12 protein-coding genes are annotated in these 14,667 nt (G+C 67.6%); 8 read left to right on the forward strand and 4 right to left on the reverse strand.

The features are described 5' to 3' along the window. Nucleotides 1-349 precede the first annotated feature (349 nt). The 7 genes from ACZK1G_RS04395 (at nucleotide 350) to ACZK1G_RS04425 (ending at nucleotide 8,942) form a co-directional block, all read left to right on the forward strand. Nucleotides 350-2,512 (forward strand): S46 family peptidase, encoded by a 2,163-nt coding sequence (locus ACZK1G_RS04395; protein WP_101764989.1) that lies wholly within the window; start codon nucleotides 350-352, stop codon nucleotides 2,510-2,512. A 200-nt stretch (nucleotides 2,513-2,712) separates the two neighbouring features. After that, nucleotides 2,713-3,357: a histidine phosphatase family protein gene (locus tag ACZK1G_RS04400; RefSeq protein WP_010483945.1), complete on the forward strand. Its 645-nt coding sequence runs from the start codon at nucleotides 2,713-2,715 to the stop codon at nucleotides 3,355-3,357. 41 nt (nucleotides 3,358-3,398) lie between these two features. Then, nucleotides 3,399-4,670 carry a bifunctional tetrahydrofolate synthase/dihydrofolate synthase gene (folC, locus tag ACZK1G_RS04405; RefSeq protein WP_101764990.1) on the forward strand — a complete coding sequence of 424 codons (1,272 nt, stop codon included), beginning with the start codon at nucleotides 3,399-3,401 and terminating at the stop codon, nucleotides 4,668-4,670. Nucleotides 4,671-4,750: 80 nt separating this feature from the next. Next, on the forward strand, nucleotides 4,751-5,785 hold the full coding sequence (locus ACZK1G_RS04410) for an SPOR domain-containing protein (protein WP_101764991.1): 1,035 nt from the start codon (nucleotides 4,751-4,753) through the stop codon (nucleotides 5,783-5,785). A 46-nt stretch (nucleotides 5,786-5,831) separates the two neighbouring features. Next, nucleotides 5,832-6,611: a CvpA family protein gene (locus tag ACZK1G_RS04415; RefSeq protein ID WP_014036126.1), complete on the forward strand. Its 780-nt coding sequence runs from the start codon at nucleotides 5,832-5,834 to the stop codon at nucleotides 6,609-6,611. A 30-nt stretch (nucleotides 6,612-6,641) separates the two neighbouring features. After that, on the forward strand, nucleotides 6,642-8,108 hold the full coding sequence (gene purF, locus ACZK1G_RS04420) for an amidophosphoribosyltransferase (protein WP_005408246.1): 1,467 nt from the start codon (nucleotides 6,642-6,644) through the stop codon (nucleotides 8,106-8,108). Nucleotides 8,109-8,117: 9 nt separating this feature from the next. Continuing rightward, nucleotides 8,118-8,942 carry a ferritin-like domain-containing protein gene (locus ACZK1G_RS04425; RefSeq protein WP_101764992.1) on the forward strand — a complete coding sequence of 275 codons (825 nt, stop codon included), beginning with the start codon at nucleotides 8,118-8,120 and terminating at the stop codon, nucleotides 8,940-8,942. Nucleotides 8,943-9,009: 67 nt separating this feature from the next. Here ACZK1G_RS04425 and ACZK1G_RS04430 read toward each other — a convergent pair whose 3' ends face one another. Next, the gene (locus tag ACZK1G_RS04430; protein ID WP_101764993.1) at nucleotides 9,010-10,467 is read right to left on the reverse strand and encodes a DUF2235 domain-containing protein; all 1,458 of its coding nucleotides are present in this window, start codon (nucleotides 10,465-10,467) and stop codon (nucleotides 9,010-9,012) included. Between the two features lie 225 nt (nucleotides 10,468-10,692). Between ACZK1G_RS04430 and ACZK1G_RS04435 the strand changes: the two genes are divergently transcribed. Further along, entirely contained in the window at nucleotides 10,693-11,946 is a 1,254-nt protein-coding gene (locus tag ACZK1G_RS04435) for a zinc-dependent metalloprotease (protein ID WP_101764994.1), read from the forward strand. An 87-nt stretch (nucleotides 11,947-12,033) separates the two neighbouring features. Here the strand turns inward: ACZK1G_RS04435 and lpxH are convergent, their stop codons facing one another. The 3 genes from lpxH to ACZK1G_RS04450 form a co-directional block, all read right to left on the reverse strand. Then, nucleotides 12,034-12,780 carry a UDP-2,3-diacylglucosamine diphosphatase gene (gene lpxH, locus ACZK1G_RS04440; RefSeq protein WP_101764995.1) on the reverse strand — a complete coding sequence of 249 codons (747 nt, stop codon included), beginning with the start codon at nucleotides 12,778-12,780 and terminating at the stop codon, nucleotides 12,034-12,036. Between the two features lie 93 nt (nucleotides 12,781-12,873). Beyond that, nucleotides 12,874-13,413 (reverse strand): phosphatase PAP2 family protein, encoded by a 540-nt coding sequence (locus ACZK1G_RS04445; RefSeq protein WP_101764996.1) that lies wholly within the window; start codon nucleotides 13,411-13,413, stop codon nucleotides 12,874-12,876. Next, nucleotides 13,394-14,539 (reverse strand): glycosyltransferase family 4 protein, encoded by a 1,146-nt coding sequence (locus tag ACZK1G_RS04450; protein ID WP_164119148.1) that lies wholly within the window; start codon nucleotides 14,537-14,539, stop codon nucleotides 13,394-13,396. The genes ACZK1G_RS04445 and ACZK1G_RS04450 overlap by 20 nt, the downstream gene beginning before the upstream one ends. Nucleotides 14,540-14,667: the final 128 nt, after the last annotated feature.

Raw genomic sequence — 14,667 nt, forward strand, 5'->3', positions numbered from 1 at the left:
CGGGTGCAATGGCGGAACGAAAGGCGTGCGCCGGCGGGCGTTTCGAACGTACTGCGAACAGCGGCGTCGCTTCGCTCGCCGGGCATGGCTCGGCGCTACCGTCCGAGGCCAGGGGACTGTGGGGAGGCGAGAGGCCAGGCCGATGCAGGACCGTGAGCGCCATGGATGGCGCGACCGAGCCCCCATGGATGGGTTTACGGCGTGTCCTGCATCGGCCTGGCCTCTCGCCTCTGACCGATCGCAATGGAGAGGCTGAACGGTGGAAGCACCTGATTGCATGACTTCCGGGGTTCGGGCCGGGGCAGGGCGGCGGGCTACAATCGAGGGTTCCACTACCAGGGGCCGCTCCATGCGCTCGAACCTGCTTGCATTCTCCATCGTCGCCAGCCTCGGGCTGGCCCAGGTCGCCCATGCCGCTGAAGGCATGTGGGTGCCGCAGCAGCTGCCGGAAATCGCCGGTCCGCTGCAGAAGGCTGGCCTGAAGCTGTCCCCGGAGCAGCTGTCCAACCTCACCGGCGACCCGATGGGCGCGGTCGTCGCCCTCGGCGGTTGCACCGCCAGCTTCGTGTCGCCGCAGGGCCTGGTGGTCACCAACCACCACTGCGCGTATGGCGCCATCCAGCTGAATTCGACCGCGCAGAAGAACCTGATCAAGGACGGCTTCAACGCGCCGACCCTGAAGGACGAACTGAGCGCCGGACCGAACGCCCGCGTGTTCGTGCTCGACCAGATCACCGACGTCACCACCCAGGCCAAGGCCGCCATCGCTGCCGCCGGCAACGACCCGCTGGCCCGCAGCCGCGCGCTGGACGCCTTCGACAAGGCCCAGGTGGCCGCCTGTGAAGCCGACGCCGGCTTCCGCTGCCGCCTGTACAGCTTCTCTGGCGGCAACACCTACCGCCTGTTCCGCAACATGGAAATCAAGGACGTGCGCCTGGTCTACGCACCCCCGGGCAGCGTCGGCAAGTTCGGCGGTGACGTCGACAACTGGATGTGGCCGCGCCACACCGGCGATTTCTCGTTCTACCGCGCCTATGTGGGCAAGGACGGCAAGCCGGCTGCCTTCGCCGCCGACAACGTGCCGTACCAGCCCAAGCACTTCCTGAAGTTCGCCGACCAGCCGCTGGGCGCCGACGACTTCGTGATGGTGGCTGGCTACCCAGGCCGCACCAACCGCTACGCACTGGCCGGTGAGTTCAACGAAACCGCCAGCTTCACCTACCCGACCATCGCCAAGCACTACAACGCGGTGCTGAAGATGATCGCCGACGCCGGCAAGGCCGACGCCGACGTCAAGGTGAAGTACGCCGCCACCGCCGCCAGCATGAACAACGTGGCCAAGAACTACCTGGGCCAGCTGGAAGGCTTCAAGCGCATCGACGCCGCTGGCCAGAAGCAGGCTGAAGAAGCCGCCGTGCTGGCGTGGCTGAAGAAGCAGGGCGCTGCCGGCAAGCCGGCCCTGGCTGCACACGCGCAGCTGCTCAAGCATCTGGATACCAGCAAGTCGACCCGCGAACGCGACCTGTTCGTCGGCCAGTTCAACAACACCTCGGCCGTTGGCGCAGCGATCACCCTGTACCGCCTGTCGATCGAGCGCAGCAAGCCGGATGCCGAACGCGAAGCCGGTTACCAGGAACGCGACCTGACCACCATCGAAGGTGGCCTGAAGCAGATGGACCGCCGCTACGTGGCGAAGATGGACCAGCAGCTGCAGACCTACTGGCTGGACCAGTACGTGGCCCTGCCGGCCGCGCAGCGCGACAACGAAGTGCTGAACAAGTGGCTGGCCGGCAGCGATGCCGCTGCGGTCAAGTCGCTGGTGAACAAGCTGAGCGGCACCGAGCTGGGCAGCCTGGACACCCGCCTGAAGTGGTTCAAGGCCGACCGTGCCGCGTTCGAAGCCAGCAGCGATCCGGCCATCCAGTACGCCGTGGCCGTCATGCCGGCACTGCTGAAGCAGGAAGAGCAGAAGAAGATCCGCGAAGGCGAATCGCTGACCGCACGTCCGCTGTACCTGCAGGCCGTGGCTGACTACAAGAAGAGCCAGGGCGAGTTCGTCTACCCCGACGCCAACCTGTCGCTGCGCATCACCTTCGGCAACGTCATGGGCTATGGCAAGGACGGCGTGAAGTACACCCCGTTCACCACCCTGGAAGGCGTGGCGGCGAAGGAAACCGGCGAAGATCCGTTCGATTCGCCGAAGGCGCTGCTCGATGCGGTCAAGGCCAAGCGTTACGGTGGCCTGGAAGACAAGCGCATTGGCTCGGTGCCGGTGAACTTCCTGTCCAACCTGGACATCACCGGCGGCAATTCGGGTTCGCCGGTGCTGGATGCCAACGGCAAGCTGGTCGGCCTGGCCTTCGATGGCAACTGGGAATCGGTCAGCTCCAACTGGGTGTTCGACCCGGTGATGACCCGCATGATCGCCGTCGACAGCCGCTACATGCAGTGGATCATGCAGGAAGTGGCGCCGGCGCCGCAGCTGTTGAAGGAACTGAACCTGGCCAAGTAACTCGGTTGCGGTAGTACCGGCCGCTGGCCGGCAACCTCGACCCGATGGCTGGAAACTCCTAAACCCCGCGACGCAGGTCGCGGGGTTTTTTCATGCCCGGCCCGGCCCGGTGCGCCGAACAGGTATCATCCCTGTTCCGCGTACTTCACAGGATGTGAACGAAACGCGGAAACCTCCTCCCCCCAGGACCCCTTGCACGCATGCGCATCCTGCTTGCCCGCCACGGCGAAACGCCGTGGAACGCCGAAGGCCGCTACCAGGGCCAGATCGATATTCCGCTTTCGCCGATCGGTGAGGCCCAGGCCCAGGCACTGGGTGCCCGCCTGGCCTCGGTGGACATCACCCGTGCCGTCGCCTCGCCGCTGTCGCGCGCGCAGCGCACCGCGCAGCTGGCGCTTGGCGCCGCCCGTGCCGACATGCTGCTGACCGAGCCGGAGCTGCAGGAAATCGCCCACGGTGAGTGGGAAGGCCTGCTGGCCAGCGAAATCAATGAAAAGGATCCGTCGCGCCTGCAGGCCTGGCGCGAGGAGCCGGATACCGTGCTGATGCCCGGCGGCGAATCGCTGCGCCTGGTGCTGGAGCGCAGCTGGCGCGGCCTGGCCCGCGCCACCGAAGGCCTTGGCGAGCACGACACCCTGCTGGTGGTCGCCCATGACGCGGTCAACCGCGTGATCCTGTGCAAGGTGCTGGGCCTGCCGATCTCGCGCCTGTGGACCTTCCGCCAGGCACCGACCACGCTCAACCTGCTTGAAGGCGCCGACCTGGACAGCCTGGAAGTGGTGCGCCTGAACGACTGCGCCCACCACACGCCGTTCTTCGGCGAAGCCAAGCACCGCGCTCTCTGATCCATCCCCTCGCATCAACTGCTTCTGCTGGAACTGCTGCCGTGACGAACACCCCGACCACCCTGGCCGACTGGCTGGACTACATTGAACGCCAGCACCCGGCGACCATCGACATGGGCCTGGAGCGCGTGCGCGCCGTGGCTGCAGCGATGGGCCTGGGTACGCCGGCCCAGCGCACCATCGTGGTCGGTGGCACCAACGGCAAGGGCTCCACCGTGGCCTTCATCGAAGCCATTGCACGCGCGGCGGGCTGGAAGGTCGGCGCCTACACCTCGCCGCACCTGCTGCGCTACAACGAGCGCGTGCGCATCGACGGCCAGGACGTGGACGATGCCGCGCTGGTCGCTGCGTTCAATGCGGTCGAAGCCGCGCGTGGCGACATCACGCTGACCTATTTCGAGTACGGCACGCTGGCCGCGCTGCAGTTGTTCGCCGACGCCGGGCTGGACCTGGCGGTACTGGAAGTGGGCCTGGGCGGTCGACTGGATGCGGTCAACATCATCGATGCCGATGTGGCAGTGATCACCACCGTGGACATCGACCATGCCGAATGGCTGGGCGAAGACCGCGAAGCGATCGGCACCGAGAAGGCCGGCATCATCCGTGGCTGGAAGCCGGTGATCCTGGGCGAGACCGATCCGCCGTCCAGCGTGCTGGCGCGTGCCTACCTGGTCGGTGCCAATGCGATCCGGGGTGGCAGCGATTATTTCTACGAGCCGATCGATGCCCAGCGCTGGCGCTGGCGCGACGTCGGCCTGCGCATGGAACTGCCGACACCGGCGCTGGCCGGCCCGATCCAGCTGGCCAACGCGGGTGCCGCCATCGCTGCGCTGCGCGCACTGGACAAGCCGGTGCCGCGTGCGGCGTGGGCTGCCGGTATCGCGGCGGCGCGCATCTCCGGCCGCCTGCAGGCGTTCGAGCGTGACGGTGTGCAGGTCCGCGTCGACGTCGGGCACAACCCCCAGGCGGCGGGCCAGCTGGCGCGCGCGCTCAAGTCCGAAGCGTCGGCCGGGCGCACCCTGGCGGTGTACGCCGCGCTACAGGACAAGGACGCGGTGGGCGTGGTGCAGGCACTGCAGGACGTGGTCGGCGAGTGGACCCTGGCTGGCCTGGACGGCCCGCGCGGTCAGAGCGCTGCCCAGTTGCAGGCCCGCCTGGCCGGCACGGCAGCGGCCAAGGCCCAGCGGGCTGATACCGTCGAACAGGCGCTGGCACAGGTCCTGGCCCAGGCCGGGCGCGGTGACCGCGTACTGGTGTTCGGCTCCTTCCATACCGCTGCTGCCGCGCTGCAATGGTTGCAGGACGCCGCCTGATCCGCGTTCAGCCAATGCCGACGCCGTCCGGTCCGGCACCCGTATAATCGACCGCAACCTCCGGACAGTTGCCGCCTCACGTGGATACGCCTCTGAAACAGCGTCTGATTGGTGCCATCGTGCTGGTGGCGCTGGCCGTGATTTTCCTGCCGATGCTGGTCAAGGGACCGGCGCCGGACAGCGGTGTGGCGTCGGTGCCGATCGCCGCGCCGGACGCACCGGCCGATGGCCAGTTCGAAACCCGTGAGCTGCCGCTGGTTGCTCCGGCCGGTGGTGCCACCGGCCTGCAGACCGGGCAGGCCAAGCCACTGCAGGAGGCCGCCGCGCCGGCCACGCCGCCGACCGTGGACACGTCCCCGGCGGTTGCCGCCGGCAACTATGCGGTCACTTTTGGTGCCTACGGCAGCAAGGCCGACGCCGATGCGGTGATCGCCTACCTGAAGCGCTCGCAGATGCCGGGCTTCGCCGAAACCACCACCATCAGCGGGCGCCAGGCGTGGCGTGTGCGCGTCGGGCCGTATGCCGACCGTGCCCAGGCCGAGGCTGCCCGGCTGCAGGCTGTGAAGATCCGCGCCGATGTGAAGGCCGAAGTCATTACCCTGGATGCGGCGGCGGGCAGCAGTGCGGCGGTCGCCGCCACGCCGGCGCCGACCACCAGCACCCCGGCCGCGGCCACCACGCCGTCGGCTACCAGCAACCCGGTGCGCAGCGAAAGCCTGCCACCAAGCACGCCGACGGCGACCACCCGATCGGAGCCGCCCAAGCCGGCGCCAAAGCCCGAGACCCCGAAGCCGGAGGCCAAGCCCGAGCCGAAGTCGGAGGCTACTGCCAGCAAGCCGGCGACGGCCCCGGCCACGCCGGCCGCACCGGCGGCCAGTGGCGTCGGCTTCGCCGTGCAGCTGGGCGCGTTCGGTCAGGCCAACGATGCCGATGCGCTGCGCGACAAGGTCCGTGCCGCCGGCTTCAGTGCTTTCGTCGAGCAGGTACGCACGGAAAAGGGCACCCTGCATCGCGTACGCGTCGGACCGGTGGCCAACCGCGCTGACGCCGAGCAGCTGAAGGCGCAGGTCGCCGCCAAGGTCGGCGTGGCCGGCATGGTCCGACCGCACCCATGACCCACGCGCAGGCCCGTTGCCAGCGCCGCCGAAGGAGCGGGGCGCCATGATCGACGTGGTGCTGCTGATCGTGATCGCCGCCTCGACCCTGCTCGGGATGCTGCGTGGCTTCGTGGGAATCGTCATCGGCACGTTGTCGTGGCTGCTGGCCGCGTGGGCGGCCTTCGCCTTCGGCAACGATGCGGCACGCTGGTGGGCGGCCCCGGCTGCACCCGGCGGCGAGCACTTCGTCGGCGGCTACCTGGGCGTCGGCATTGGCGTGATGATCGTGGTCGCGGTGATCGGCATGGTCATCAAGGCGATGATCCACCGCAGCATGCTGACCAGCCTGGACCGGTTGCTGGGCGGCGTGCTGGGAGCCGTGCGTGGCGGCCTGATCGCAGCGATCCTGGTGCTGCTGGCCGGCTTCACCCCGCTGACCGCCGAACCCTCCTGGAAGCGCTCGGCGGTCCGCCCGGTGCTGAACCCGGCCGTGGCCTGGATGAACGGGAAGCTGCCGCACTGGCAGGTGCCCGGCGCCGACCTGCTGCCCAAGACCTTGCCGACCGACATGCTGTCCCCATCTGCATTGATGGAGTTGGGAAAGAGCGCCGGCGCCGATTTGGGAAAGCCGGGCGCGGCAGGCGATAATGGCATCCTCAACCAGGTAGTGGCGGGCAGCGGATGGCTGCGGCCCGCGAAAGCGGAACAGGGCGACGCATACGATCCGGCCGAAGTGCGCCCGGACGCCCCAGCACTGCCAGACAGTATCGAGCCGGGCGATCCGGCCAATGTCGACCGCAGGCGCGGCGACCACCGCGGCCAGGTACGGCCACCTTCCTTGTAACTGGGCACAGCCCAGCGGAGACCTCGCACCATGTGTGGCATCGTCGGAATCGTCGGCAACCAGAACGTCGCCGGGCAGTTGTATGACGGCTTGACCGTTCTCCAGCATCGCGGCCAGGATGCGGCGGGCATCGCCACGGCCAATGGCAGCCGCCTGCGGGTGCAGAAGGCCACCGGCCTGGTCCGCGATGTGTTCGATGCACGCACCATGTCCACCCTGGAAGGCAGCGTCGGCATCGCCCATGTGCGCTACCCGACCGCCGGCTCGGAAGGCATGGACGAGGCGCAGCCGTTCTACGTCAACTCGCCGTACGGCATCGCGCTGGCCCACAACGGCAACCTGATCAACACCGAGGCACTGCGCCAGCAGGTATTCGAGCAGGACCGCCGCAACGTCAACACCGATTCGGACAGCGAAGTACTGCTGAACGTGTTCGCCTATGAGCTGGAACAGCAGCGCCAGCTCAGCCCGGAAGCCGCGATCCGCGCAGTGGCCGGCGTGCACCGCCGCTGCAAGGGCGGCTATGCGGTGGTCAGCGTGGTGCTGGGCCTGGGCCTGGTTGCCTTCCGCGACCCGCATGGCATCCGTCCGCTGGTGCTGGGCAAGCGCAGCCATGCCGAGGGCGACGAGTACATCGTCGCCTCCGAGTCGGCAGCGCTGGACGTGCTGGGCTTCCAGCGCGTGCGCGACGTGCAGCCGGGCGAAGCGCTGGTGATCACCGCGCGCGGCGAGCTGTTCTCGGAAATCTGCGCCGAGCCGGCCGAGCACACCCCGTGCATCTTCGAGTACGTGTACTTCGCGCGTCCGGATTCGATGATCGACAACGTCTCGGTGCACAAGGCGCGCATGCGCATGGGCATCAAGCTGGGCGAGAAGATCCTGCGCCTGCGCCCGGACCACGATATCGACACCATCATCCCGATCCCGGATACCTCGCGTGATGCCGCGCTGGAGATCTCCAACGTGCTTGGGGTGAAGTACCGCGAAGGCTTCATCAAGAACCGCTACATCGGCCGCACCTTCATCATGCCGGGCCAGGGCGAACGCGTGAAGTCGGTGCGCCGCAAGCTCAACCCGATCCACCTGGAGTTCCGCAACCGCGTGGTGCTGCTGGTGGACGACTCGATCGTGCGTGGCACCACCAGCCAGCAGATCGTGCAGATGGCCCGTGATGCGGGCGCGCGCAAGGTCTACCTGGCCAGCGCGGCACCGCCGGTGCGCTACCCGAACATCTACGGCATCGACATGCCGGCGGCCGAAGAGCTGGTCGCGCACAACCGCACCGTGGAAGAGATCGAGGCCCACCTGGGCTGCGACTGGCTGATCTACCAGGACCTGGAAGACATGGAAGCGGCGGTGAGCGAGGGCAACCCGGCGCTGCGCAACTTCGATTCGTCCTGCTTCAACGGCCACTACCCGACGGGTATCGAGCCGGGCTACTTCGAGCGCATCCAGCAGCTGCGTTCGGACGACGCCAAGCACAAGCGCCGCGCCTGAGGTCCAGGCGTGGTTGCGGTGCCCGATGTTGGAGGTGACCTGCTGCGCGCGGCGCAGCAGTGCCTTGCCGAAGCCGATCCGCTGCGCAAGGTGGCGCTGACCCAGGCGTATGCGGCCGCGTTCCGTGCCGGTCGCCTGAAGGTGGCCGCCGATGCGCCGCCGCCGGAACCGATCCGCATGCCCGGCCGGCCGGCGCAGCTGGTGCTGGTGCATCCGCGCGAGGTGCCGCGGCGCGGCCTGGGCGGCGTGGAAGGGCGAGCGGCCTTCATCCACGCCATCGCCCACATCGAACTCAACGCGATCGACCTGGCCTGGGATGCGGTGTACCGCTTCCGCGGCCTGCCGCCGGCGTTCCATGCCGACTGGGTCAGCTGCGCCGATGACGAATCGCGGCACTTCATGCTGCTGCGCGAGCGCCTGCAGGCGCACGGCCACGACTACGCCGATTTCCCCGCGCACAACGGCCTGTGGGAGATGTGCGAAAAGACCGCGCATGATGGCCTGGCACGCATGGCGCTGGTGCCACGCGTGCTGGAGGCGCGCGGCCTGGACGTGACACCGGGCATGATCGAGAAGCTGCGCAATGTCGGCGATGGTGAAACCGCCGACGTACTGGAAGTGATCCTGCGCGAGGAAGTGGCGCACGTCGCTGCCGGTTCGCGCTGGTACCGCTGGTACTGCGATCGCGTCGGCGTCGAGCCGCGCGCACGCTTCAAGGAACTGCTGGTGGAATACGCCGGCGGCTACCTGCATGGGCCATTCAACATCGAAGCGCGCCTGCTGGCCGGCTTCGATGCCGACGAGCTCGCCAACCTGGTCGAACAGGCCGGCTGACAGAAAAGGGGACGGAGGGGATTAAGTCGTTTATGCATAAACGACTTAATCCCCTCCGTCCCTTTTTTCATGCGTTCGGCAACACCACGCGCTTGCCATCCACGGTGGGCCGATTGATGTAGAACAGGCCGGGACCGGGCCGGTAGGGCAGCTCGCTGACGCCGGCATCGGCGGCGTAGGTCAGTGCGGTATCGCCCATTGCATCGAAATTCCAGTGCGCCGACTGCATCAGGTAGCGTCGCCGCAACAACGCCTCCTGGGTCTGGGTCAGCGCCTGTCCTGCCACCAGCCGCCGTGCGATCGGCTGCAGGGCGGCGGGCAGTTCCCAGCCGGGAACCTCGGCGGCGTTGGTGTGCCATTGCACGCCGGCATCGATGGCGTGCTGCTGCATCACCTGTAGCGCGATCAACTGGTAGCGCCAATCGATGCGCCGGCGCAGCACCACGGCGGCGGTGACGTACAGCACCGGCGACAGCAGCACGCTGCGGCTGCCGGCACGGCGCTGCTGCTGCCACTGGTGCCAGACATCCACCCAGACTTCCTTTTCGTCCACGCCCAGCTGCTGCCGCCAGCGTTCGGCATCGGCCTGCGTTTCAGCGTAGGCCGTGGTGGCCTGCAGCATCGCCAGCGGGGGAATCTGGTAGTCGGCAACGGCGGGGCGGCGCAGCTGCTGCCGGCGTGGGCGGCTGAGCAGCTTGGGGCCTTCCTCCAGCTGGTTGTAGCCGCCGCCGATGTTGGCGTGCACGCCGGGCAGTGCGATCTCGGTGAACGGCGGTGCCACCGTGGTCAGCGGATAGTGCTGGCGATGTTCGTCGCGCGCGGTCAGCTGCACCACGCGTGCAGCGATGCCGCTGCGCAGGGCAAGCTGCGGTTGTTCGTCGGCGCGGCCACCGCTGACCGCAACCACGGTATCGAACAGGCCGATGAAACGCAGCACCGGCAGGACAGGGGCGAAGTCCGCGGCACAGGCCAGGCCGGACGACTGCAGCAGTTGCCGCCAGCAAGCGGCATCCCAGCCCTGCAGCTGGTTGGCGATATCACGTGCCGCGGCAGCGCCTCGCGAAAACCCGAACAGATCCAGCTGCACGCGACGCAGCGGTTGCCGCCAACGCGTGGACAGTTCTGCAAGCGCAGCCGGCAGCAGCACCTGCAGCGCACGCTGCACCTTTGCGCGGACGCCGCTGGCACCGATGCCGAAGGCCAGGCCGATCAGATCATCATCGGCATCATCGCGGGTGCCCACGCCTTCCACATAGATCGACAGCGAAGGCGCGGCCATCGCATCGCGGCGGCTGTCCGGGTACAGCTGCTGCAGGCGCGCGATGTTGGTCGGGCCGTTGTCGTAGCTGCTGGTCAGCCGGCTCTGGTAGGTCGAATCATCATCGGCACGCAGCTGCGCCGGGCGCGGCTGCGGCAGCTGTGGTCGACCACGCGCCAGGTTGTGTGCGTTGTTGCGGGTGCCATCGAAGAACAGGCCGATCCGCAGCAAGCCGACATCTTCGTCCGTGTCCTGCGATGGTGCCATGTGCATTCCCCGTCGTGGCTGCGTCACGGTAGCGCGAAAGCGGTGTATTGGCGAAGTGTAGTGACGCTTTTGACCTGACTGAACGTAGATGCGGTCGATCACAAATCCTGACTTTCATTCCACTCGCCTATTGAATTCACACGACCCACGCAGGCCATATGGCCAAACCCGGCAAACCGGGTCGTGCTGCATCAACGCTGTTCACATCATTCAAGGAGCGACGCAATGTTGTCCAGATCGATTGGTCAAGCGGCAGGTGGCCTGGTGTTGGGTTTGTCGGTGGCAGCGGCCGCGCATGCGGCACCGTTGTTCGAGCCGGTGACGGTCATCAGCCGCGCATCGGCAAGCAGTGAGCCCGCACTCGGCAAGCTGCTGGCCACCCCGTCCACGGCGACGGTACAGGAAGTGCGTGTCGATGCAGCCGCCACTGCACAGCCGCAGCTGGAATTCGAACTGCTTGGCCAGCGCGTGCAGGCGGTGCGCAGCAAGGTCCAGGCGCTGCCCGATGGCGGCAGCATCTGGTACGGCCAGTTCCGTTCGCCCTCGGACAAGCTGACCGCGGCCACCTCCAACGGCCAGGACGATCCCGGCAATTCGCTGATCCTGGTGCGCTCGGGCGATACCATCACCGGCTCGATCCGCAAGGATGGAAAGCTGTACCGCCTGCGCCCGCTGGGCAACCGCCACGTGCTGGTGGAAGTGGATGAGTCGCGCATGCCGGCCGACCATCCGGCTGATTACAACCAGCTGCCGAAGATCCCGATGGGCAACAACGATCGTCTCGGTATCGCCCAGGCTTCGTCCGGTACGCCGGCCACCATCCGCGTGCTGGTGGTGGCGACCAATGCCGCCGTCACCGCCTATGGCGGCAACATGCAGTCGCTGGTGCAGCTTGCAGTGGCCGAGTCCAATCAGGGCTATGTCAACAGCAACGTCGGCATCACCATGGAACTGGCCCGCTACGAGACCACCAGCTACACCGAATCGGGCAGCTTCGATACCGACCTGGCGCGCTTCCGTGGTACCAGCGACGGCTACATGGACAGCATCCACACCAGCCGGAACACCTACGCGGCCGACGTGGGCGTGCTGCTGATCAACAACACCGCCTACTGTGGCTTGGCCTCGGGGATCGGCTCGACCGCGTCGACGGCGTTCGCGGCGGTGTACTGGGATTGCGCGACCGGCTACTACTCGTTCGCGCACGAGATCGGCCATCTGCAGAGTGCGCGGCATGACATCGCCACCGACTCGAGCACCTCGCCGTATGCCTATGGCCACGGCTACCGCTACGAGCCGGCCACCGGCACCGGCTGGCGCACGATCATGGCCTACAACTGCACCCGCAGCTGCCCGCGCCTGAACTACTGGTCCAACCCTAACATCAGCTACAACGGCATCCCGATGGGCAATGCCAGCACCGCCGACAACCAGCGCGTGCTGGTCAACACCAAGGCCACCATCGCGGCCTTCCGCTGAGTCCAAGCGCCGACCAAGGGCGGCGTCTACCGGGGCGGATGCACCTGCTCTGGTAGATGCCAACCTTGGTTGGCACCTTGCGATCCGTTATTCGCGCGCCAGGGTATCCAGCGTCCAGCCGCTGGCATCCACGCGCAGCACCGAACCCTGTTCGTACCAGTCACCCAGCACGATGCGGGTGCGCTCGCGTCCACCGGCCTGCAGCGTGTGGATCGCCGGCCGATGGGTATGGCCATGGATCATGGTGTCCACGCCATGGCGCACGAAGGTGGCATCGACTTCGGCAGGGGCCACGTCGGTCACCGACTCGAACTGCGCGCGATCGTCCTGTTTCATCTCGGTCTGGCGCGCCTGGCTGGCTTCGCGCGCCTTCTGCGCGAAGGCGATGCGTGCGGCCAGCGGCTGCGACAGGAACTGCGCCTGGAACACCGGGTCGCGCGTCTGTGCACGGAACTGCTGGTAAGGAATGTCATCGGTGCACAGCAGGTCACCGTGCTGCAGCAGCACCGGGCGGCCGTACAGTTCGATCATGCACGGGTCGGGCAGGATGCGCAGGCCGGCACGGCGCGCGTAGTCCTCACCGAGCAGGAAGTCGCGGTTGCCGCGGATGAAGTACACCGGCACGCCGCTGTCGGACAGCACCTTCAACGCATCGGCCACCGCATCGGCGGCGGGCGAGGGCGTGTCGTCGCCGATCCAGGCCTCGAACAGGTCGCCGAGGATGTACAGCGCATCGGCGCCGGGCGCCTGCTCGCGCAGGAAGCGCAGGAACAGGTCGGTGATCTCCGGACGGCTGGGGTCCAGGTGCAGGTCGGAAATGAACAGCGTGGTCATGCCCGCATTCTAGGCCATCAACGATGACGGTAGCGCCGCCGGCATCGTGGGGGTCAGATCCCTGTTCCGAAGGAAAAGGGATCTGACCCCGGGCTACACCGGCAACGGCAGCCAGGCCAGGCTGGCCGACGCCAGCAGCACCGCGATGCCCGTCGCGGCCAATACGTCGCTGGGGTAGTGCAGGCCCAGGACCACCCGCGACAGCGCGACGCCGGCGGTGAACGGCACCAGCAGCGGCGCCAGCCAAGGGTAGTAGGCCAGTGCGACGATGGTGAACGACATCGCATGCAGGGTGTGCCCGGAGGGGAAACTGAATTCGTCCAGAGGTGCCACCCAGGCACGGATGCGCAGGTCGGCCGCATAGGGCCGCGGGCGCCGGGTCCAGCGTTTGAGGCCCTTGTACAGCAGCAGCGCGGCCAGGCCGGTGGCGGCCATGTGCACCGAGGCGCGCAGGCCATCGAAGCCGTCCAGCACCACCAGCGCGCCCATCAGCACATACCAGAACACGCCATCGCCGAGCCGGCTGATGACCGAGAACAGGCGGCGCACGCGGCGGCGCCGGCAGTAGTGGTTGGCCCGTCGGCACAGGCGCGCTTCGCGATCGGCCAGCAGCTCAAGCCGCGTGGTGCGCATGGCCGCTCCTCCGCGACTGCGCCAGTTCGGCGAGCAGGGCATCGAACTCGGCCACCACCTGTTGTGGATGCAGGCGCTTCATCGCGCGCGCGGCGTTGCCGCCCAGTTCGCGGCGTTGCGCGTCATCGGCAGCCAGCTGCACCGCGGCCTCGATGAACTGCTCGTCGCTGTCCACCGCCGCGCCGTTCTCGCCATTGCGCAGGTACTCGCGTGCAGCACCATAGTCGAACGCCACGGTGGCTACACCGCTGGCCATGCTTTCCAGAGTCACGTTGCCGAAGGTCTCGCTGCGGCTGGGGAACAGGAACAGATCGCCGCTGGCGAAGTGCCGGGCCAGCGCATCGCCGCGCTGGATGCCGCAGAAGATGAAGTCGGGATTTTCATGTGCCAGTTTCTCGCGGGCCGGGCCATCACCCACCCACACGAAGCGTGCCTTGGGCCGGATCTGCTGCAACCGGCGGAACGCCTTCACTGCCAGGCCGAGATTCTTTTCAGCGGCAATGCGGCCGACATAGATCGCCACCAGGCCATTGCCATCCACGCCCCATTCCTCGCGCAACGCAGGATCGCGCCGGCCCGGATCGAACTGCTGGCTGTCCACCGCGCGGGCCAGCAGGCGCACACGCTCGAAGCCCTGTTCGCCGAGGAACTGCTGCAGTTCGCGGGTCGGCACCAGGGTGGCGTCCGCCTGGTTGTGGAAACGGCGCATCCAGCGCATGGCGGCGGCCTGCAGCCACGCCACGCCATAGTCGGGCAGGTACTCGTCGAAGCGGGTGTGGAAGCCGCTGGCGACGGGGATGCCGAGGCGGCGTGCGGTGCGCAGAGCGGACCAGCCGAGCGGACCTTCGGTGGCGATGTAGACCGCATCCGGGCGCTGCTTCTGCCAGTGGCGGCCCAGCCGGATCGGCGCCGGCAGGCCGAAACGCAGGCCGGGGTAGCGGGGCAGGGCGGCGCCGGGAACCAGCAGGGTGCCGGGCGCCGAATCCAGCGCTTCGCTGGACTGGCGGGGGCGGACCAGGTCGATCTCGTGCCCGGCTGCGCGCAGACCTTGTTCCAGCCCCTGCACGGTGAGCGCGACGCCGTTCACTTCCGGCGGATAGGTCTCGGTGACGATGGCATAGCGCATGGCGGGCCTCCGGGTTTCCGGCATGCTCGGGCCTGGCGATGTAGCCGACATGACCGCTTTGCGACCATCAGATGACGGCGGCGCCAGTCACCGTATGGAGGCCGGCGCCCACAAAAAAACCACGGCCC

The sequence above is a fragment of the Stenotrophomonas sp. 109824_Sma genome (genome assembly GCF_056480025.1).

Excerpts from the sequence above, each read along its gene's own strand:
- ACZK1G_RS04395 (WP_101764989.1), top strand. The coding sequence starts at position 350 with ATGCGCTCGAACCTGCTTGCATTCTCCATCGTCGCCAGCCTCGGGCTG.
- ACZK1G_RS04400 (WP_010483945.1), top strand. The coding sequence starts at position 2,713 with ATGCGCATCCTGCTTGCCCGCCACGGCGAAACGCCGTGGAACGCCGAA.
- ACZK1G_RS04415 (WP_014036126.1), top strand. The coding sequence starts at position 5,832 with ATGATCGACGTGGTGCTGCTGATCGTGATCGCCGCCTCGACCCTGCTC.
- purF (WP_005408246.1), top strand. The coding sequence starts at position 6,642 with ATGTGTGGCATCGTCGGAATCGTCGGCAACCAGAACGTCGCCGGGCAG.
- ACZK1G_RS04430 (WP_101764993.1), bottom strand. The coding sequence starts at position 10,467 with ATGGCACCATCGCAGGACACGGACGAAGATGTCGGCTTGCTGCGGATC.
- ACZK1G_RS04435 (WP_101764994.1), top strand. The coding sequence starts at position 10,693 with ATGTTGTCCAGATCGATTGGTCAAGCGGCAGGTGGCCTGGTGTTGGGT.
- lpxH (WP_101764995.1), bottom strand. The coding sequence starts at position 12,780 with ATGACCACGCTGTTCATTTCCGACCTGCACCTGGACCCCAGCCGTCCG.
- ACZK1G_RS04445 (WP_101764996.1), bottom strand. The coding sequence starts at position 13,413 with ATGCGCACCACGCGGCTTGAGCTGCTGGCCGATCGCGAAGCGCGCCTG.
- ACZK1G_RS04450 (WP_164119148.1), bottom strand. The coding sequence starts at position 14,539 with ATGCGCTATGCCATCGTCACCGAGACCTATCCGCCGGAAGTGAACGGC.